This window comes from Sporosarcina limicola (assembly GCF_014873855.1).
GTDB classification, from domain to species: domain Bacteria; phylum Bacillota; class Bacilli; order Bacillales_A; family Planococcaceae; genus Sporosarcina; species Sporosarcina limicola.
Genome location: NZ_JADBEL010000030.1, coordinates 1 through 20476 on the forward strand (window position 1 = coordinate 1; position 20476 = coordinate 20476).

A 20476-nucleotide genomic window follows, 5' to 3' on the forward strand; every position below is an offset into this window, starting at 1 on the left:
TCAATCGTTACAATGCAACCCTCAATATACAATTGATCCAACAATTCCGGGATGGCTGTAATTTCATTACTTTTTTCTTCTGTTTTCGTTTGTCCAAGCACCAATCCGTACGAGTGACACAGAGCACTTACAATATGTATACCTTGTTTCTCTTTTTTCTTGTCCTTGGAACCTCTTGATGTTTTTCCGTCAATGGCCACGCCGTCTTTTTCCGGCAACTCTAGACCCGTTTTCATCCAATTTGCAAAACAGGTTTCAAACTCTTTAGGCTTGATGATGGAAAATAGTCTTTTTATTGTGGATTCAGACGGGATTCCATTCTGTAATTCGATATACTTTTTAAGCCACTGTTGACTGGAATCCGAGCTCGCCCAAAAATGGATATCATCCCATTCATCCAATCCACAAATGACTCCAGTTACCACGATAAAAAGAATATCTGTCAATTTGTGGCGAACTTTCCCTTCCTGTCTCGTGTCGTTCAACTCCTCGAAGTATTCAAAAATAGGACCTTGATATCGTTTGTTGTTCATACGTATCCTCCTCGTAAACTTTTGAATAGTATCATAGCTCAGTAATGAATTATTTTCCAGCAAACTTTATTATCTTTTTCCAAATACTCTCTTCATGAATTCGCCGTGGTCGTTGGGTGATCGAGCGTTCCAAGCAAGCTAAGCAAAGTCGATTTGCCCGAACCCGAAGGCCCAATAATCGCCGTAAATTCCCCCTTTGCAAAGGTTAAATTGATATTTTGCACAGCCTTCGTCGTCACACCATCGCCTATATACGTCTTTTCCAGTCCTTCACATGTAATTGTAGTTACCATATAATCCCCCTTTTCACCTGTGTTAGGTATATTTCAAGAACTGTAAATCAAGCACATAATAAGAGAAACCTCTGAACTACTGATATAGTCAGAGGTTTTTTGATCACCAATTTATTCACCGCTATTTGCTTGTGTTGGACAATTGCCTTCACAATAAACTGCTTCAGAGTAGACTGCTACAGTTGTCTTATTCTTAGAACTGTAGGTAAAATAATCTAGTGAGATGTGCCCACTATAGCCGAAGGAATCGCTATAATTATGTATGCTTGGCGGTATAACATCTCTATAAATTACATTAATTTTACAATACTCTCTCATTTGTTTCAATCGTTCGTAAGTAGGAATCTTCCAACAATTTTTAATGGTATTCGCATGAACAGGTTAACAGATAGTTCACATAACTATGATGATAGTTTCGCTATTTACATCGACGGTTCCACTAGAATCACTAAAAAATTACAGAAAATCATCCATTTTTATCGTATTCGCTGTAATCTCCCTTATTATGAGAAAGGCCCTGCCGAAGAGAATCATCCTCATCAGCAGGGCCTTTCTCACTATATATTGATATTAATGCCACGGTTAGGCAATTAAAAATAAATCAGATATAAACCCAGCAGGCAAAAGGCAAGGAAAGCAACCAGCAAGCTATAACGATTAGATGAGTGCCTAATTGATTCAGTTAGGATTTCCTTAATCGTGACCATGTAAATAGTTCCAACTGTCAAACTTATTAAGAATGCCCATATTGGCGTATTTTGCTGGCCTATCACTTCTCCAATTAATGCCCCAAGTGCAACAGGAACAGCGACTAGAATTGAAAGAAAGAATAACTTATTAAAACTAATTCTAGCCATAAATAATGGAGTAAATAGTATCATACCTTCAGGAATATTATGTAATATTAATGCTTGCAATAACGCTAGATTGAATTGCGAATGCCCACTAGTCCCCATAACTACCCCCATAGGTAGATTATGAATAGAAATAATTAGAGCTAGAAATAAACCAAGCCTTCTATTAAAAGGTTTATATGATCCTGCTGTAATTAAAGAGTTCTTATGAATGCCCATATGAATGAGCTTAAATACAAGAATTCCAGTTAAGAATCCCAATAAAAAAATAATCCAATTGCCCAATTGTATGGCTTCCGGTATGATTTCAAAACTTATCAAACCTAAGATTAACCCTGTAGATACCGCGTAGATTGTACCCATACTTCTCTGAAAACCATTTATAAGACCCGCAATAATTCCGCCTATGCCGATACCAGCAAAAGTTGATAAAAAACCTACAAACCAAACAGGAGTCAATAAACCATCCTTCAGTTATTTGTCTTTAAGTTTATATGGGTAGTAGTCTAAAATTATGCTGACGACTTATTTTGCGAAGTCCATTTTCTCCCTTGAGTGTAACGTATTCTTGATAAAGTTAATCTTCAATCAGTGGGGGATTCTCCATCCCCCACTGATTGAAGATTAACCATTCGGGGTTTAAAGCAGAATCGAACTATATTCCGTAAGCTCTTCGGACAGTTGATCCCCCATTTATTCTTCTCGTCTTCACAACTATTTTTCAAACGTAAAGAGCTTTCTCATTTGTATCTCGTTACCCTATTGCTAGGGCTATTTACTTCACTAAAAACTTCACCAAATCATCCATTTTCATCCTATTCGCTGTAATTGCTCCTGATTGCCAATGCGAGCGTTCTAGTTGATAAACATGACCGTTCTTGACAGCAGGAATACTTTTCCATAATGGATCGTCAAGCAGTGCAACCGCCTTCTCATTAGACTGGGAGTCCCATGTACCATCAGAAGGGAAGATGATAATATGATCGGCGGAAAACTCCGGTATTTTTTCTTGTGAAATAACATCATGGGCCTCGATGTTATTCACCCACGGAAACGGCTCCAAACCAAGGTCTTTGTAAATCATGCCAGTATATGCATTAGTCAGACCGAACAGACGCAGCTCCGGCTTGTCCCCAACATCGAGACGCACGACAGCAACTGTCTCGCGGCCAATAGCCTCTTCCAACTTCTCTTTCGTGTCGGCAACCTTCTGTTTATAATCTCCTAATACGCTAGTAGCCTTCTCTGGAATGCCTAGTAAATCAGCAATCGTTTTGAGCGTTTCTTCTGCATCTCCAATCATTTCATCTGGCAATCGATAAGTAGGTGCAATTTTAGAATACAGTTGATAACTATCATCCATTCCTCCATTCAATATAATTAAGTCAGGATTATTTTCAAGCATGGCCTCTAAACTACCCGTAATATCGAATAACGGAACATCTGTCAGTCCTAAATAATCTTGTTTACCCCAGTTCGGATGATACCACTGCACAATCGGTTCCACACCCAGCGCCAACATATAATCCTCTAAGTAAATGCCTGCTACTCTCTGTGGCTTGACAGGAACCTCTACTTCGCCAAAAGCATCTTTAACCTTCCTTGTATCACTGCTCTTTTGCTTATTGTTTTCTTGCTTATTGTTTTTTTGCTTACTGTTTTCTTGATTACTGTTTTCTTGATTACTGTTCTCTTGCTTATTGTTCTCTTGCTTACTGTTCTTTTGCTTACTGTCTTCACCATTCGTCGATGTTTCCTTTGCATCGCCGCAGCCTGCCAAACTCACCATAATGGCCAGCAGGACGACCAGCCAACGAATCTTCCGTATACTTCCTATTGTTTGCATCGCCATATTATGTGTAGACTCCTTTATTTCGTTACTTCCCATGCCGTGCCATGCAACAAGCTAGGGAGCATCTTTTTCTATTTTTCAAGATTGGTAAGCCAAGTAGTTAGTTCTTCAATCTGAGCAAGAACGGCAATCGGATCATAATACCATGAGCGTTCTTCCGGCCAAACGTAGAGATGATCATTCTTGACGGCTGGCAGACTACCCCAAATCGGATCTGCCTTAAAATCTTCAACTGTTCGTTCGTTGGAAGTCATAATAATATAATCACCAGCATAACTTTCTATCATTTCTGCCGAGAGTTCGGCCCATTGCTTCTCCATAATTACATTAGCAACATCGCTGGGTGGCTTACGTCCAAGCGCCTGATAAATCGGCTGTCCCCCGCGACCGAAATTATCACCGTATACCCATGTCGACTTGCCACCATCCTCCATAATAGAGAAGCTGGCATCCGCAGGAACAGCAGCATCCACTTTCGCCTTAGCTTCAGCAATCTGCTGATCATATTGAAGTAGCCAAGCCGCCGCCTCCCCTTGTTTATCAAGAAGGTTACCGAAATAGGTTAGCTCCTCATGAACGTCTTTCAAATCGCCATAAGGAATAACAATCGTGGGCGCAATTTTGCTTAATGCCTCGTAGTTGTCTCCATTTCCAGTAATAATGAGATCTGGATTAAGAGCAAGTATATTTTCAACGGACGGTTTGCCGTATGCTCCGATATCCGAAACCCCCATAAGCTCCTTTTTAAAATAATAGTTTTTAATTGTTAGCTCTGGGGCTCCCACCGGAATAACATCCAAGGTGATTAGACTACCCAGGTACTCCTCTGCTACAATACGCTGCGGCTTGGCAGGAATTTCAATATCGCCATTGATGGTGGTCACTGTTTTAATCTGTAGTTGTGTCTCCACTGTTTTATTGGAGGTTGTCTGTGCTTCTTCATTTGCAGAAGTGTTGCCTGTCGTACCGCCGGAACAGGCGCTTAGCAATAAACTCAAACAAAATAATGCGGTTGCTGTCATGGATATTTTTTCACTGCTGTTCATGGGTAAATCTCCTTTTCTATTTTATCGATAATGATTATCATTCTCATTAGTACTATAGCATCTCAAACTCTAATTCGCAATAAAAAACTAGATTTGCAGTGTTATACAAAATTTCACTACTTCGTTGTACATCAATTTTTTTAGTGAGCGGTGTCACACCAAATTATCTTCTCACCAGATACATACTATGTGGCAACACAAAAATCGGGTTTATCAACTAAATTCACTAACAGGGCCAATCTCAAAAAAAGAAGTTTTAAAGAAAGGTATACTTTCCATAAAACTTCTTTTATTCGTAGATATATTTCAACCTTCTTCACTAGTCTAGTAATCGCAAGTCAAGCCGCTTTCTTACTGCTCCATAACATTTGGAAATTCATCCAGCAGCATATCGCTTGTTGTCATGTCATTATAATTCCATTTATCCTCGATAAAATTAATCTTGCCGCCCTTAACTGCCGGAAGCGACTTCCATAAGTCGGTCTTTAACAATTCAGCAAAAGCTTTCTCTGCATCCTTGTCAGCAGAGTGCAACACAAATAATCGATCACCAATCAATATATCGTGCATCAATTCATTAGAAACCTCTATATATGGGCCACTATTTGGTTGTAGCGCCTTCACCTTGTCATCCATCCCAAATCCGGAAGGCTGATAAAGTAATTCGGCAAGTGCACCGGTCTTCATCACATACATCGTTTTATTCCAGTAATATTGAAGCACAACTGCAGTCTCACCCTCGGTTATCTTGCCGTTTACTCGCAAGTCCTTCCACATTGCTTCAGCTTTAAGATCATAGTCTTGTAACAATTGCCCAGCCTCAGCCTTTTTACCAACAATATCCGCGATTACTGGGAAACGCACCTTCAAGGGAAGGGCCCCATCAAAAGTAACGACTGGAGAGATTTTGGAGGCTTCTTCATACTCCTTGTCTAACACATAGGAAAGCATCGTCAAATCTGGCTCTAATGAGAGTACCAACTCTAGGTTCGTTGGAAAGCCAATATCCTGCGCAGGTTTCTGCTCCTTATCAATATTAACCGAGCTTTCTATAAACCGACGATCGATGCCGATTGGTTGTATGCCCAGTGCCAGCAGATCGCCAATTGCATTTCCTTGTAAAACAATACGTTTAGGGTTCGTTGGGATTTCAACTTCATGTCCCTGACTGTCCTTGTATATTCTTGTTTCAGATGAGTTGCTCTTTTGATTTTCCTCCGTCATCGCATTGGTTTCGGCTTGCTTTTGTACCGCCGATTCCTCATTCGTAGCTGTTTTACCGTTGGAGCAGGCACTCAGTTTTAAGATGAAACAAAGTAATGCGGTTGCTATCATGGATATTTTTTTGCTTCTGTTCATAGGTAAATCTCCTTTTCCATTACATCGATAATGATTCTCATTCTCATTCTCATTCTCATTAATACTATAGCATCCCAAATTCTAATTCGCAATAAAAACCTAGATTTGCAGTGTTATACAAAATGCTACTACTTCGTTTTACATCTACATTTTAGTGAGTGTGTCACCCAAAAATTATTTTCTCAACAGGTTCATACTATGTGACAACTCAAAATCAGATTTATCAACACTATTCACTAACAGGGCCAATCGCAAAAAAAATTTTAAAGAAAGGTATACTTGCCATAAAACTTCTTTTATTTGTAGATATATTTCAACCATCTTCACTGCATAAGTCTAGTAATCTCAAGTCAGAATTGGCGATTTTGAAAAAGTATTCAATTGCCCAACACTTTTCATTCTTTTGTTGTTGTCGTATTTTTATTTCATCAAAGAATCGAGGGTTTTCTATATTTTTTGTGCGAAAATGGGTACTGAACCATGTTTTAATGCAATTTCATCGGGATTATTCAACTCTGAAAGTTGAGCCAATAACTAATAAATATTTCCATGGATATCCTTCACTTCCGGGATTATATCCGTAAAGTTCACAATTTTATCCGTCACTTTCATAAATTTATCCGTTAATTTGTTGAATTTATCCACCACTTCCACAAACTTATTCTCAAGTCAGGACTAATGAATTAGTCAAAAACTAGGAACTACCCAAGTCTATAAAAATTATACGTTGCTTTGGTATGAGAACATATTTTCATGTTAGATGGTGGTGGCGAGTATCATCTGAATGTTGTTTCTTATCTTTGAACAAAAAAATCCCCTCAAGCCCCACTACTGGCCTGAGAGAATTAATCCTTCATATAACTAAACACATACGTTTATCGGAATTGCGTTTAAACAAAGAACTAACGACTTACTTCACCGTTTCAAGCAAGCTGTCCACAACAAAGTCAAGCTGTTTATCCAGTGAATAAATGTCATTGTAAAAGAATAAGCCGAAGCTCATATCGATTAACCGTCCTTCGTCCACAGCCGGTATGCTGTTCCAGACGACGTTATCCGACAAGTCCTCCATTTCTTTATAGGCAGATCGGAACACATAATCACCAGCATACTCAGGCAACACCTCGATGGAAACCACCTTGCTATTTTCTCAACAGATTCATACTATGTGGCATCCCAAAAATCGGGCTTACCAACTAAACTTACCAACAGGGCCAATCGCAAAAAAAAAGAAGTTTTAAAGAAAGGTATACTTTCCATAAAACTTCTTTTATTCGTAAACATATTTCAACCATCTTCACTAATCTAGTAATTGTAAGTACGACTTGACGACCTTGAAAAAGCATTCAACTCCGAAAGTTGAGTTAGTAAAGATTAGTTTGCTATGGTTACTTTTTTTCTTTATTGATGAAATAAATAATTCCTTCAATGATAACCACCACGATTAAAGAAATCCCGAATAACGGCATAACTAACCCCAAAATTACCATGAAGGCAATAAATCCAATCGAAAGGCCACTTGAAGCTTTTGGTGGAGCTGAGAATTTACCCTCTTTTTTACGAGATAGCCATGTTTTAATTCCCAAAAAAATGACGAACAGGAAGGAAAGACAAACAAATAAGTTAATCAGTTTGTTTGGCCAACCAAATAAATGACCTTCATGTAATGGAATTCCCCATGTAAACCATTTTGCCAAAACACCATAATCCTGATAGCTCACTAGTGAAATCAAGTTTCCACTATATTGATCGAAATAGGTTGTCATTTCATCATACGGGCTAACGTCTAAACCGGTGACACCAGTATTACTACTCTTAGATACGGTGTATACACCCTCTTCAGTCGCTGGATAAATAATTGAATATGGTTTCGAAATATTAGCTCCCTCAACCTTATTGATCAATTGTTCGACACTTAACATACCGCTGTCCATTGACATACCTGGCATAGCAGACATATCTCCATGATGTGCATGAGATTCGCTTGATGTGGGTGCCTTGTTTTTACGAGTAGCCCATGGAATTTCATTCATATCCGAAATCGGCGGCTGTTGTTTTAATGTTGGAATCCCAATAGACGGATGCTTTTGGGCTGCTGAGTATATAAAATTGCCCATAAATGCTGACCAAGGTAAGCCGGTGAAAATAATGATAATCATGGGAATTGTAATAATTGTTCCCACTAACGCATGCAATTTTTTATTTTTTTGTCGCTTCGTTGGATTCTGTATCTTCTTCAATGCTCTTCCCTTAAAGGTCATGTAAAGACCAGTAAACAGCAAAAAGATTGCCCAGCATGCAGCTAATTCAACTAAGTAATTTACAACAGTTCCACCTACAAAAAGTGAACTATGTATTTCTCTCATAACATTTGAAAATGTATGTTTCGCATTTTGACTACCAATCATTTCATAATTACTATCTAAGAATACATATTTTTGGTCGCCGTCATCATTTGTCATCGTTAAGCGTGTATTGTACGGATCATCTAATACAATCACCTTTGAGACAAAATAACCTTTGTATTGCTCTACTGCCTTTTCAATGCCTTCATCAATCGTAATTTGTTCTGTTTTTTCACTTTGTCCAAAGAATAAATCATCGTAGGCTTTATTTTCTACATCTGTATAAAATAAATATCCAATGCCACTTAGTGTTAATGTAATCAATAGTGGTACGATAAATAATGCTGCATAAAAATGCCATTGCCATAAACGATTATAATTGCCTTTTTTCATTTCTAAACCCCCATCAAGAGCATAACTTAGTATGTTTTTTGTTTTGAAACTACAATTTACTGCTATTATTCTCCTCCAACTGTTTCAAATGGCAGTAGCCTGTGGTTGGCAACAATTTATCCCACCTCCTTATTAGACAGCATTAAAATTCTTCTGCATATAACAAATAACAATGATTATTTATAACATTTAAATGTGGTGAATAAATGAAGTCTATTAAAGTTCCTTAAACGAATGTTTCAGGGATATCCGTCACTTTTGGAATTATATCCGTCAAGTTCACAAGTTTATCCATCACTTTCATGGGTTTATCCATCACTTCCACAAACTTATCCCCAAGTCAGGACTAATGAACCAGTCAAAAACGAGGAGTTGGTCATTTGCTTTCACTGCTTCATTTCAACCCTTTCCCAGCAAATAAAATAGTAGATATGAAAAAACCGAGTGCTGTATACACCCGGTTTCTCCCTTTCTATTACCCTTCTACATCTCTATAATGACCATCATCTTCTAATCCAAGTTGCTTGTTTCGTTCCTTAAATCGGATATTATGTGATGAGACATAGGCTACTTTCGGCGCCTTTGGATCAATATGTAGCTTCGCGCTGTTTAACGCAAGCGCTCCATCTGTAAAAGCGCCAGCAATCAAGCGAACTTTGCTTGGGTGGTCGATGAAATCTCCTGCTCCATAAACGCCTGGAATATTTGTTTCCCCTTTTGCATTTACAACCGCTACATCCCCTTAAAAGTCTATACATTTTCATTAACAGACAAACAATTGTTCATATTATAAATCAGTTTTTCACTGTATACAAATGCTTCACTAATTCACGGTTTTTATCTTTAAAGATGTCATTATGTGAAGAGACCATTCCATGTCCATAAGCTTCTGGCATAATATATTGTTTCGCTTTATTCACGGCATTTGCAGCATCCTGAAACGCCCCTGCGATTAAATGAAGCTTTCCTTCGTGATTCAATATGTCTCCTGCTGCATAGAGCCCTGGTACAGATGTTTCACTCATCGGACTACCTGCAATACCGTATTCATCTGCCATTTCAATGTTTAATCCACTATTTGATGTTAACTCTTTATCACGTTCATAACCATGATTTATGATAACTTCGTCAATAGACAGCTGAATCTTATTTCCATCCTCACCGTTAAGCAATTCGACTTTCTCAATGGTTTCGTGATCACTTGCCGCAATAAGTTTTTGAATCGATGTATTCAACAAGCACTCTACAGAACTATTGAATAGTCTCGATACCTCCGCCTCATGCCCTTTCAACATGTCTTTCCGATAAGTTAGATAGACTTTTTTCGCAATCGGTTCCAATTCATTTGCCCAGTCAACAGCAGCATTGCCCCCACCGGAAATCAATACGGTTTTTCCTTTAAATTGTGCAAGAGATTTCACTGTATAATGCAAATTTGAAACTTCAAAACGTTCAGCGCCTTCAATTTCCAATTTTGTTGGTTTCAAGATTCCCCCACCAACAGCTAAAATGACTGTTTTGGATAAATGCTTTTGGTTCGTAGATGTCTGAATAACAAAGTTTCCATCCTCATCTTTGTTAATCGACGTCACTTTTTCACCTAATACAAGCTCAGGCTCAAAAGTTAATCCTTGTTGAATCATTTGCTCAATCAGACGATCTCCTGTAACAGGTGTAAGCCCACCTATATCCCAAATCATTTTCTCTGGATAGACATGCACTTTTCCTCCTAAGTAAGGTTGGAATTCGATAATCTTTGTTTTCATTTCTCTTAAACCACTATAAAAAGCGGAAAAAAGTCCTGCTGGGCCACCGCCAATAATTGTCACATCATATAGCTCTTCTGAATTCATCATGTAAGCTCCTTTTTTAAATCATAATCGATAATGATAATCGTTATCAATTATTAGTATAAGACATAAGAGTATTCTTTTCAATCTTTTACAGGCAATCACAAATATAATTTCAGAACACTCTAAGTTACTTCCATAATAAAAGCTAATCAAGCATATCTTCCTTGCTTGATTAGCCCATCATTCAAAATCACTTCGTTTGATTTTCTTTGTTTCTTTCAATGAGCATGTTTACAAATAAGTCAATTTGCTCATAAATAGCAATCGGATCATATCGGTAATACGTGTCAAAATCATTGTAAAACACTTGGTTGTTCTTCATCGCGTCCAATCCTTGCCAAATGGATGAGTCCTTCAGGCTTTTCAACGCCTGTCCTTTTTTCTCAGGATCGTAAGTCGTCAAAAACATATAGTCTGCCGCGTATTCTGGTAATACTTCCATGGATAGTTGGAGTGTTTGTTCTTCATTTTTATTTTCATGTGGTATGTTAAGCTCCAACGCATTATACAATGCTTGTCCTCCACGCCCCGCATTATCTCCAAAGATCCATAGCTCATTTTTGTCCGTTAGTTCATAAATACCGAATGTTGCATTGGCATCAATAATTCCTGAAAGCTTTTCTCTACCCGCTTTTGCCTTCTGATCAAATTTGCTCATGAATTTTTCCGCTTCCTTATAATTACCAGTAATATCTCCAAATAATTTGACCGTTTCTTCTATATTCGTCGCTGTTCCATATGGAATATGAAGTGTTGGTGCAATTGCCGAAAGTTGCTTATAATTTTCATCATACATGACAACAATTAAATCCGGTTCCAGCTCCAACACTTTTTCAACATTGACCGGCTGACCAATCTCGACGGCATCCTTTAATAAATCCTTTATAAATGGATTGTCAAATGCTGTTGGCTCAACCCCTACTACATTCGCACCAACAGATAATAACTCTCCACCGTAAAAGTCCGTCACGATTCGCATCGGCTTTGCAGGGATTTCAACCGATCCTTTTATCGTCTCAAACGCCCGATTTTCCACAACCCGCTGTTCTTTTTCTGATTCTTTCTCCTTGTCCTCTATCTCTGTAGATGATTTGTTGCAAGCAACCAGCATGGAAGCAAGAAAAACTAGCATGGCAGTCATGATCACTAATTTATGTTTCTTCATAATCTGTTATCTCCTCTTAATTATAAATCCATTTATATTTTCCATTATTTCTTCAATACTCGTTCAAGTTCGTCTAATTTAGACATTTCTGCCGTAGGGCCATCGATTAACCAATTTTTCATGTTCAAAATATGAACATTCCCTGATTTGACCGCCGGTATAGCAGACCAAACAGTGCTGTCCTCCATAGAGATTAACTCATCCAGTGTTTTTTGAAGTTGTTCGTCACTTCCATCTGAACTCAAGGTCACCACGAATAAATGCTCTGCAGTAAGTTTGGGCAAAACTTCTAAAGAGACGGATGCATTTTGCATGTCTGGAGTTTCTTCTTGTAATCCCAAAATATATGGATCCGCCTTCCACTGTAGACCTTCTTCTTCATAAGCAATGCTCACGTAGCCTAAAAAAGGATTGGGATCAGATAAAATAGAAGGATAAAATAATCTTAAATCTTTTTCTTGCATCCTAAGAAATGCTACGGTTGGCTCCTGCCCAATCAGATTCGTAATACTTTCTCTTTTCTTAGCTATTTTTTTCTTATGTTTTATAATAATTTGCTTTGCTTTTTCTTCTTTATTTAGCGCTTCTCCTAAATCTACAATGGAGTCTCTCCAATTTGCTCGATTATAAGCTATAGTTGGAGCAATTTTTTCTAGTTTTTCATATACTTCACTTACTAGCACTGTCGAGGCAATGATTAGATCAGGATTGGCTTCAATGATTGCTTCAAAATTGATTTCCCCACTATATTCTGCTAGCTTTGTCCCCGATTCTTCTAATATATCGTTCAAATAATCTTGACGTTGGATAGGGGTTGCCAATACTAGATTCACATCCAAATTCACTAACACATCCTCCATATTAATTGAAACAATTCTTTTAGGTTCTGTTGGAATCTCAGTTTCACCCAAATCATGATTCACTAATTTAGTTGTGAATGTATCATTAGTAGCTTTCTCTATTTCTGCAGAAGTAGAGAAAGCTTCGGTATTTATTTCATCCTCGTTATTGTTACAAGCCCCTAGGATAATTAATGAGAGACAAGTAATACAAACAACAAGCATTCGTTTAGCGATTATATTCATATATTGATTCCTCCAAGTTTTTATATAAGAAACTCACAATCTATTTTTAAAATCTTGTGCAGTGAATAATCGGCTTAGTGCTAAAGCGACTAAATAACCCTTCCTATAATAGATTAACCTCCCCACCTTGACCTTATTTTCCCACTATTTATTTACCTACTGGAAAATTGTGCCTCATGTAGTCTATGATAAGCTCCTTTTACAGCTAATAACTCATGGTGACTTCCTTGCTCGACAATGCCATCCTCTGTCACAACAACAATGCGATCTGCATTTTTAATCGTTGCTAATCGATGCGCAATAACAAGCGTAGTACGTCCTTTAGATAAATCAGTTAAGGCCTGCTGAATCGCTGCCTCTGTTTCTGTATCCAGTGCGGATGTTGCTTCATCTAAAATCAATATAGACGGGTTTTTAAGGAACATTCGAGCAATGGAAAGACGTTGTTTTTGTCCACCAGACATTTTGACGCCTCGTTCACCAATCAATGTATCCAGTCCTTCTGATTGGGCAAGAATGACATCTTCCAATTGAGCTCGTCTTGCCGCTTCCCATATATCCTCTTCGGATGCGCCTAACTTGCCATAAGCGATATTCTCTCGAATCGTTCCATCAAAGAGAAATACATCCTGTTGGACAATTCCAATCTGGGAACGTAGAGATGCAAGTGTCATTTGTCGGGTCTCAATTCCATCAATCAGTACAGAGCCGCTATTTATGTCGTAAAAACGAGGTAACAGACTACAGATGGTCGTTTTCCCAGCACCTGATGGTCCAACAAGAGCCACTGTTTCACCTGCACGAATCGTTAAATTAATAGTTTCCAACACGTTCTCTTTGCCTTCATAACCAAAAGACACGTCCTGATAATTTATATTTCCTTCCAAGTGTTGAACAGCGATTGCATCCTTTGCATCCGCAACATCTGGTGCCGTCTCAAGCATTTCAACAAAGCGCTTAAATCCAGCAATGCCTTTTGGATACATTTCAATAACACCATTGATTTGTTTAATCGGTCCTAAAAATACATTCGATAGGAGAACAAAAGCTATGAACTCTCCATTCGTCATATCTTTATTGATAACGAACCACGCACCGCATAACAGAACAAACAATGTGACAATTTTCATGAGAATATAGCTAATGGATGAATTCCAAGCCATAATACGATAGGCAATTAATTTTGAATCACGAAAACGACCGTTGTTTTCATTAAACTGAGCAATTTCATGCTCTTCATTGGCAAATGCTTGAACAACGCGCATACCGCTCACATTATTTTCTACACGTGCATTAAAATCTGCAATGTCTGCGAAGAAACGTCTAAATGCGATGGACATTTTCTTACTGAAGTACAAGGAAAGACTGATAATAAGCGGTACAACAATAAAAGTAAGTACAGCTAACTGCCAGTTTATCGAGAACATTATTGCAAATGCACCTGTGAGCGTCATTATTGCGATGAATAAATCCTCAGGTCCATGATGTGCTATTTCACCAATATCCATTAAATCATTTGTCATTCTTGAAACTAAATGACCTGTTTTATTGTTATCAAAAAAACGGAACGATAACTTCTGTACATGCGTGAAAAGATCTTTTCGCATATCGGATTCTATATTAATACCTAGCTTATGACCCCAGTAGGTGACAACAAAATGGAGAGCTGCACTGATAATATAAATTCCGAGTAACGAAACACATCCCCATATGATCCAACTCCAGTTTGAGCTAGGTAATAGATCATCCACTACACGGTGGACAGCTAGTGGGAAGGCAAGTTCCAATAGTGCAGCAATGACCGCACAGGAAAAGTCTAGGATGAATAATTTTTTATATGGTATATAGTAAGAAAAAAATCGTTTTAACAATGGCTAGCACACTCCCGATAGATTCATAGATTCAAGGATGGATCATTTTTGACTCTTTTTCTTGGCAATAAGCATATCGGCCACTTCTTCCGCTTGAGCTAGCACAGCAATCGGATCATATGGCCAAAATCTTTTCTGATCCAGGTAGAAAATATTATCATTTTTAACTGCTTCAATTGAGCTCCATACACTACTCTCTTTATCCAACTTACCGCCTTTTGATTGATCGAAAAAGATATAATCACCAGCATAGTCAGTTAGCACTTCAAAGGAGACCTGTTTGTATGACTCTCCAGCATCTAGTAACTCTTTTTTAATACGCTCTGGTGGCGCTATCTGAAGTTGTCTATAGATTGCTTGCCCGCCCTTGTAAATACCATCGCCATAAATGTATGAGTCCTTGCCAAAAGCACCAAAGATCGAAACTGTTTCTCCTTCAGCCATTACCGCCTGGACTCTCTCTCTTTGTAGTTGTATTTTTTCATCAAAAGTTGCCAACCATTTTTCGGCTTCCTTGTCCTTTCCTAACATCTCCCCAATAGCCCTTACTTCCTCGTGTGCATCGGTATAAGTACTGTAAGGAATAATCACTGTCGGAGCTATCTTGGACAACTTGTCAAATGTACTCTGTTCTGGTTCGGTACTAATAATTAAATCCGGCTGTAGTTCCAATATTTTCTCCATAGAATTCTCACCGGTACTTTCAATCCCGGCGATTAGATCCTGTATATGTACGTTATCAAGGTCTTGCTTTGTTGCACCAACAGGTTTATCCCCTAGTAAAAGCAACGTAGGTAAGTATGCATCGACAACAATTCTTTGTGGATTTGCGGGTATTTCTATATCTCCGTGAATCGTTTTAACTATTCTTGTTTTAGGTTGTTCACTTTCAATATTTTCTTTCTTCGACTGTTCTTTACTTTTTTCACTTTCAGATGATTGATCTTCCTTACCACTGCAAGCAGTAATCATTAGGGCTAGCATAACGAGTAGTAAAGTAAAGAATAATTGCGATTTATTTTTAAACATTGTTTCTCCTCCAATTGATAATGATTTTCATTCTCGTTCATACTAACAGGTATCTTTAAGGGGGTCAACGTTTTAAATGACCGTCTTAAATCTATCCCACATCCAGAAGGGCAAGTTCGCCATTAAGGTGAACTTGCCCAAAATAAATAATCAATCTTTCAAACGAGAAAGCAAGTAAAGGAAGTACGGTGCACCAATCACAGCGACGACAATTCCAGCGGGAATCTCCGATGGTTGTAAAATCCACCGACCGATTGTATCAGCAACAAGAACTAAAAACCCTCCCGCCAAAGCAGTAGCAGGTAGTAAAAATTGATGCCTAGAGCCGACTAATTGACGTGCCAAGTGCGGCCCAATGAGTCCGACAAAACCGATGCCGCCACTGACTGATACACTTGCTCCCGCCAATCCAACAGCCGCAGCAAGCAACAAACGCCGCTCTTTCTCAATCGATGCACCTAGACCAGTAGCCGTTAAATCACCTAAATTCAGCACATTCAATACACGTGCCTTGGAAAATACAAAAGGAAGTAAAATAACAATCCAAGGTAACAAGGACAGAACAAACTTCCAATTCGACCCCCAAATACTACCCGCTAACCAAGTAGCGACAAATTGATAATTCTCGGGACTGAGTCGCAGCGTTAAAACAATCATGATTGAACTAATCCCAGCCGCAACCGCTACCCCCGTGAGTATCAGTCGCATAGGCGAAATTCCTTCATTGCGTTTATAGGCTAACGCATAAATAATCACCGCTGTTACACCTGCACCTACAAACGCCAAAATAGGGAGTAAAAAGACCGGTGCCGCTGTAGTCGATGGGAAAAAGGATATGAATAACATAACAGCGAGTCCTGCTCCGGCGTTAATCCCCAATATTCCAGGATCCGCCAATGCGTTACGAGAAATCCCCTGTAAAACACAGCCCGACACCGCAAGTCCCATTCCTACCAAGACTGCAATCACGATTCGCGGCAATCGAAATTCAAAAAGAATAAGTCGTTGCTTTTCCGTCCCATATCCAAACAACGTGCGGATTACTTCAAGCGGTGACAACTTAATGTAGCCGGTATTCATACTGATCATAAAAGCAATAATGATAAGTAGCCCGAGTATTCCAATGACAATCAGATTTCGGGACTTTGACCGCTGTTGATCTTTTGTCATAAGCGTCTTTTTCTTCACAGCTCTTTTCCTCCTTTTCGCGCAAGATACAGGAAGAACGGAACCCCGATTAAAGCAATCAATGCACCAATCGGCGTTTCATACGGCGGATTAATCATCCGTGCGCCAAGATCGGCTAAAACAACTAAAAGACCGCCAATTACGATTGAGCAAGGAATAATCCAGCGGTAATCGTGACCAACCAGTAATCGAGTAAGATGAGGAACGATTAATCCAACAAAACCAACAGCCCCTACAACGGAAACAGCGGCCCCAGCTAAAATGAGCACAATGAGCATTCCAAATACTTTAATCGTCTTTGTTTTTTGACCAAGCCCAATCGCCACTTCATTCCCAAGACTTAATAAAGTGATAGAGCGGGAAAGAATTACTGCACCGATCATCGCCGCAAGTATCCATGGAGACATAACTTGAAGATGAATCCACTTCGTACCGGATACGCCGCCCGCATACCAAAATGCCAAATCCTGACCAATACGAAAATAAAGAGCAATCCCTTCACTAAGCGCACCCAATAACGCACTTACCGCCGCCCCCGCTAGCACAAGACGCATAGGCGTCAAACCACCGCGCGACATCGAACCAATTCCATACACAATACCAGCACCTAATCCAGCACCCAAAAAGGAATACATGATGAGAAACATATACGGTAAACCCGGGGAAAAGGCAAAACATAATGCAAGCATGAACGCAGCACCCGCATTAAGGCCTAAAAGACCAGAATCAGCCAGCGGATTTCGGGTCATTCCTTGCATAATTGCGCCAGCCACTGCAAAACAAGATCCGACCATCGCGGCGCCAAGAACACGCGGCATACGTATTTCTCGAATAATCTGATGTGGCGTTAAATCAGGATTAAAATTAAACACAGCCGTCCAAACAGTAGCTAACTTAATATCCGCTGCTCCAAATGAAATGGAAAGACCGATTGAAAAGAGTAATGCAACCACCCCGCCAAATAAAATAACGATGGCCATAATCGGACGTGAATGTTTTTTAATTTCTGTTAATTTTTCTATTTCGGCAGAAACTTCTGCTGGAGTAGACATACATTTCCTCCTTCAAACCAAACCTTCTCCTAATTAGTTTGGTTCTCCCTCTTAAGCTTGTATTGTTAAAAAGAGAATCACTTGTTTTTCTGAAAAAGTTGATAGGACAAGCATATTGGATTCTTACTAAATGGACACGTCGCAATGCTAGCATCTATATTAAAGACACTTTGCAAATTAAGACAAGTCATCACTTCCTCCGGTGTCCCCTCCATCATCAATGCGCCATCCTTCATGGCAATCATATAATCAGAGAAGCGCGAAGCATGATTCAAATCGTGAAGCACCATGACAATTGTCCGGCCTTCTTCCTCATTTAATCGCTGCAAGAGCAGTAAAATATCCAGTTGATGTGCTAAATCCAAATAGGTTGTCGGCTCATCAAGAATAAGTATCTCAGTACCCTGTGCCAGCGCCATCGCAATCCAAACACGTTGCCTTTGCCCACCAGATAGAGCTTCAATGGAACGGTCCTTAAACTCCATTAATCCAGTTACATCAAGTGCCCAATAAATATATTCATAGTCTTCTTTCTTTAAAGAGCCGAAACCACTCTGATGCGGAAAACGACCATAGGAAACAAGTTCAAAAACAGTCAATCCCGCGGGTGCCTCTGCCGATTGTGGCAAAATTGCCATCTTCTTTGCGACTTCCTTTGTTTGTAACTGGTGAATCGCACGTCCGTCGAGGTAAACAGCACCACTTTTCGTTTTTAACACACGTGAAATAGCTTTCAATAACGTCGATTTCCCACAACCATTCGGGCCAATTATCGTCGTTATTTTCTTCTCAGGAATAGACACACTTAAATCATCAATAATAAGTGCGTTTGAATAACCAATTGCCACTTGATCGACTTTTAGAATCGACATTTTATAGTACTCCCTTTCTTTTCGACAGTCACAGTAATTTAATCTTTTTATAATTGATAACGATTATCAGTATCAATTAAATATACTAGTTACTTTTGCGGGTATTGTCAATAGAAAGTAGATTGAATTGAGTTTTTGTGTGAATTATTTTTGAATTGTTAGGACAAAAAAAAGAGCTACAACCGCAGTGGTTTTTAGCTCTTTTTGTTTGGTTGATTTATTTTCCTAGTTTTTATTAAGGTAGCAACGAATTATCGGGAGAGGTTTCCGATGCACAATTGAGACATTGGTTATAAAATGGAAAAATGCTAATCTAGAATATCTCAGCGTTTTTCCAATTCTTGTTTAGACTTTTTCAGTGTTCAGAGTTTTTTATGTCTGATTTTCCACTTGCTATTTTCGACAGCAGAGGTAGAGTAACATTCTCCAAACCAACAAGTCCTAAAATAGTTAGAAGTATTTTCTGTACACCATAATAAGCATCTGTTGGATTATAATATTCATTGAGAGTGTGATATCCCCCAGAATCACCTCCACCGCCAAGAGTAACAGCCGGGATTCCAAGATTGATAGGGACGTTGGAATCGGTACTACCTGCATCACTCAAAATTTGTTCAAAGCCAATGGCAGATGTAGCAGCTGCTGAAGCTTGTACTATAATAGACTCCGGATTTTGGACGCCTGCTGGTCTATTACCAACTAGTTCCAGATCTACGGTTATGTCATTTACTTTCTTCCAGCGAAGATTTTCTTCCTCCGCAGCTTCCTCGATGATATTTACTACTTTTTCTTCTAAAGCTACTAGTTCATCTTGTGAATTAGAACGCAAATCTATAACCATTTCTCCAACTTCAGCAATGGTATTGACAGAAGTACCACCATTAATTAAACCAACATTATAAGTTGTTTTTGGATTAACCGGTGTTTCTAAAGATGCTATTTTAGCAATTGCTCTCCCTAGAGCATGAATGGGACTTGGCGTTCCAAAGTTTCCAAAACTATGTCCCCCTGGCCCACGAAATGAAACTTTATATCTTTTGCTACCTGTTCCTAAATAGATTATTCGATCGGGTTCACCTGGTTCTATAGAGATAAAACCATCGATATCATTCCGGTTTTCAAAAAATGTTTTTACGCCAAGTAAGTCTCCTAGCCCCTCTTCACCCACTGTGGCGCCAATAATCAGGTCTCCTACTGTTTGAATATTTGCGTCGTTCAGAGCTCTTATTATTGTTAGAACAGAAGCTAATCCTCTACCGTCATCAGCAATTCCAGGCGCATATATTTTTCCGTCTATATTCTTTGCTACAGTATCCGTTCCTTCCGGAAAGACTGTATCCAGATGGGCGCACAAAACTAAAGTTGGTCCATTTCCTGTTCCAGTACGGATGCCAAATACATTACCAACTTCATCTATTTCGACATTCTCAATTCCTAAGTTTCTTAATTTTTCTTGATAATATATCCCTCGTTTTTCTTCCTGAAATGTAGGTGCTTGTATAGCTGTAAGCTCAATTTGTTCATTCGTTGTATAATCATTATCTTTCCTTAAAAAAGATAGTCCTTTTTCGACTTGCGAATTTGAACGAAGTAATTTGTAGACTTCTTTCACTTCAGTTGATACGTTATACTCTTGCTTTGATTTATCTATTATGCTCTTTTCACTCATCCATGACCCCTCCAAAT

17 protein-coding genes and 1 pseudogene are annotated in these 20476 nt (G+C 38.9%); all 18 read right to left on the reverse strand.

Features of this window, described 5'->3' with window-relative positions:
- On the reverse strand, nucleotides 1–533 hold a 533-nt coding region (locus H4683_RS17930), incomplete at its 3' end, for an ISAs1 family transposase (protein WP_192600206.1).
- 92 nt (nucleotides 534–625) lie between these two features.
- Nucleotides 626–826: an ATP-binding cassette domain-containing protein gene (locus H4683_RS17935; protein WP_192600207.1), complete on the reverse strand. Its 201-nt coding sequence runs from the start codon at nucleotides 824–826 to the stop codon at nucleotides 626–628.
- A 590-nt stretch (nucleotides 827–1416) separates the two neighbouring features.
- Nucleotides 1417–2139, reverse strand: coding sequence for a ZIP family metal transporter (locus H4683_RS17940; RefSeq protein WP_192600208.1), 723 nt, complete (start codon nucleotides 2137–2139; stop codon nucleotides 1417–1419).
- A 316-nt stretch (nucleotides 2140–2455) separates the two neighbouring features.
- Nucleotides 2456–3532 carry an ABC transporter substrate-binding protein gene (locus H4683_RS17945; RefSeq protein ID WP_225942202.1) on the reverse strand — a complete coding sequence of 359 codons (1077 nt, stop codon included), beginning with the start codon at nucleotides 3530–3532 and terminating at the stop codon, nucleotides 2456–2458.
- 71 nt (nucleotides 3533–3603) lie between these two features.
- Entirely contained in the window at nucleotides 3604–4578 is a 975-nt protein-coding gene (locus H4683_RS17950) for an ABC transporter substrate-binding protein (RefSeq protein ID WP_192600209.1), read from the reverse strand.
- A 351-nt stretch (nucleotides 4579–4929) separates the two neighbouring features.
- Nucleotides 4930–5937 carry an ABC transporter substrate-binding protein gene (locus tag H4683_RS17955; protein ID WP_192600210.1) on the reverse strand — a complete coding sequence of 336 codons (1008 nt, stop codon included), beginning with the start codon at nucleotides 5935–5937 and terminating at the stop codon, nucleotides 4930–4932.
- A 910-nt stretch (nucleotides 5938–6847) separates the two neighbouring features.
- Nucleotides 6848–7060: a hypothetical protein gene (locus H4683_RS17960; RefSeq protein WP_225942203.1), complete on the reverse strand. Its 213-nt coding sequence runs from the start codon at nucleotides 7058–7060 to the stop codon at nucleotides 6848–6850.
- 265 nt (nucleotides 7061–7325) lie between these two features.
- On the reverse strand, nucleotides 7326–8675 hold the full coding sequence (locus H4683_RS17965) for a PepSY-associated TM helix domain-containing protein (RefSeq protein WP_192600211.1): 1350 nt from the start codon (nucleotides 8673–8675) through the stop codon (nucleotides 7326–7328).
- 475 nt (nucleotides 8676–9150) lie between these two features.
- Nucleotides 9151–9414, reverse strand: a pseudogene (locus tag H4683_RS21565) (thioredoxin reductase); the annotation flags it as partial.
- A gap of 55 nt (nucleotides 9415–9469) precedes the next feature.
- Nucleotides 9470–10528, reverse strand: a complete 1059-nt coding sequence (locus H4683_RS17970) for an NAD(P)/FAD-dependent oxidoreductase (protein WP_192600212.1) — start codon at nucleotides 10526–10528, stop codon at nucleotides 9470–9472.
- 190 nt (nucleotides 10529–10718) lie between these two features.
- Entirely contained in the window at nucleotides 10719–11696 is a 978-nt protein-coding gene (locus H4683_RS17975) for an ABC transporter substrate-binding protein (protein WP_420826585.1), read from the reverse strand.
- Between the two features lie 41 nt (nucleotides 11697–11737).
- Nucleotides 11738–12778, reverse strand: a complete 1041-nt coding sequence (locus H4683_RS17980; protein ID WP_192600214.1) for an ABC transporter substrate-binding protein — start codon at nucleotides 12776–12778, stop codon at nucleotides 11738–11740.
- Nucleotides 12779–12930: 152 nt separating this feature from the next.
- Entirely contained in the window at nucleotides 12931–14649 is a 1719-nt protein-coding gene (locus H4683_RS17985) for an ABC transporter ATP-binding protein (RefSeq protein ID WP_192600215.1), read from the reverse strand.
- A 42-nt stretch (nucleotides 14650–14691) separates the two neighbouring features.
- Entirely contained in the window at nucleotides 14692–15678 is a 987-nt protein-coding gene (locus H4683_RS17990; protein WP_192600216.1) for an ABC transporter substrate-binding protein, read from the reverse strand.
- A 150-nt stretch (nucleotides 15679–15828) separates the two neighbouring features.
- Nucleotides 15829–16848: a FecCD family ABC transporter permease gene (locus tag H4683_RS17995; RefSeq protein ID WP_192600239.1), complete on the reverse strand. Its 1020-nt coding sequence runs from the start codon at nucleotides 16846–16848 to the stop codon at nucleotides 15829–15831.
- A gap of 14 nt (nucleotides 16849–16862) precedes the next feature.
- Entirely contained in the window at nucleotides 16863–17918 is a 1056-nt protein-coding gene (locus tag H4683_RS18000) for a FecCD family ABC transporter permease (RefSeq protein ID WP_192600217.1), read from the reverse strand.
- A gap of 77 nt (nucleotides 17919–17995) precedes the next feature.
- Nucleotides 17996–18790: an ABC transporter ATP-binding protein gene (locus H4683_RS18005; RefSeq protein ID WP_192600218.1), complete on the reverse strand. Its 795-nt coding sequence runs from the start codon at nucleotides 18788–18790 to the stop codon at nucleotides 17996–17998.
- A gap of 355 nt (nucleotides 18791–19145) precedes the next feature.
- Nucleotides 19146–20459 carry a M20/M25/M40 family metallo-hydrolase gene (locus H4683_RS18010; RefSeq protein WP_192600219.1) on the reverse strand — a complete coding sequence of 438 codons (1314 nt, stop codon included), beginning with the start codon at nucleotides 20457–20459 and terminating at the stop codon, nucleotides 19146–19148.
- Nucleotides 20460–20476: the final 17 nt, after the last annotated feature.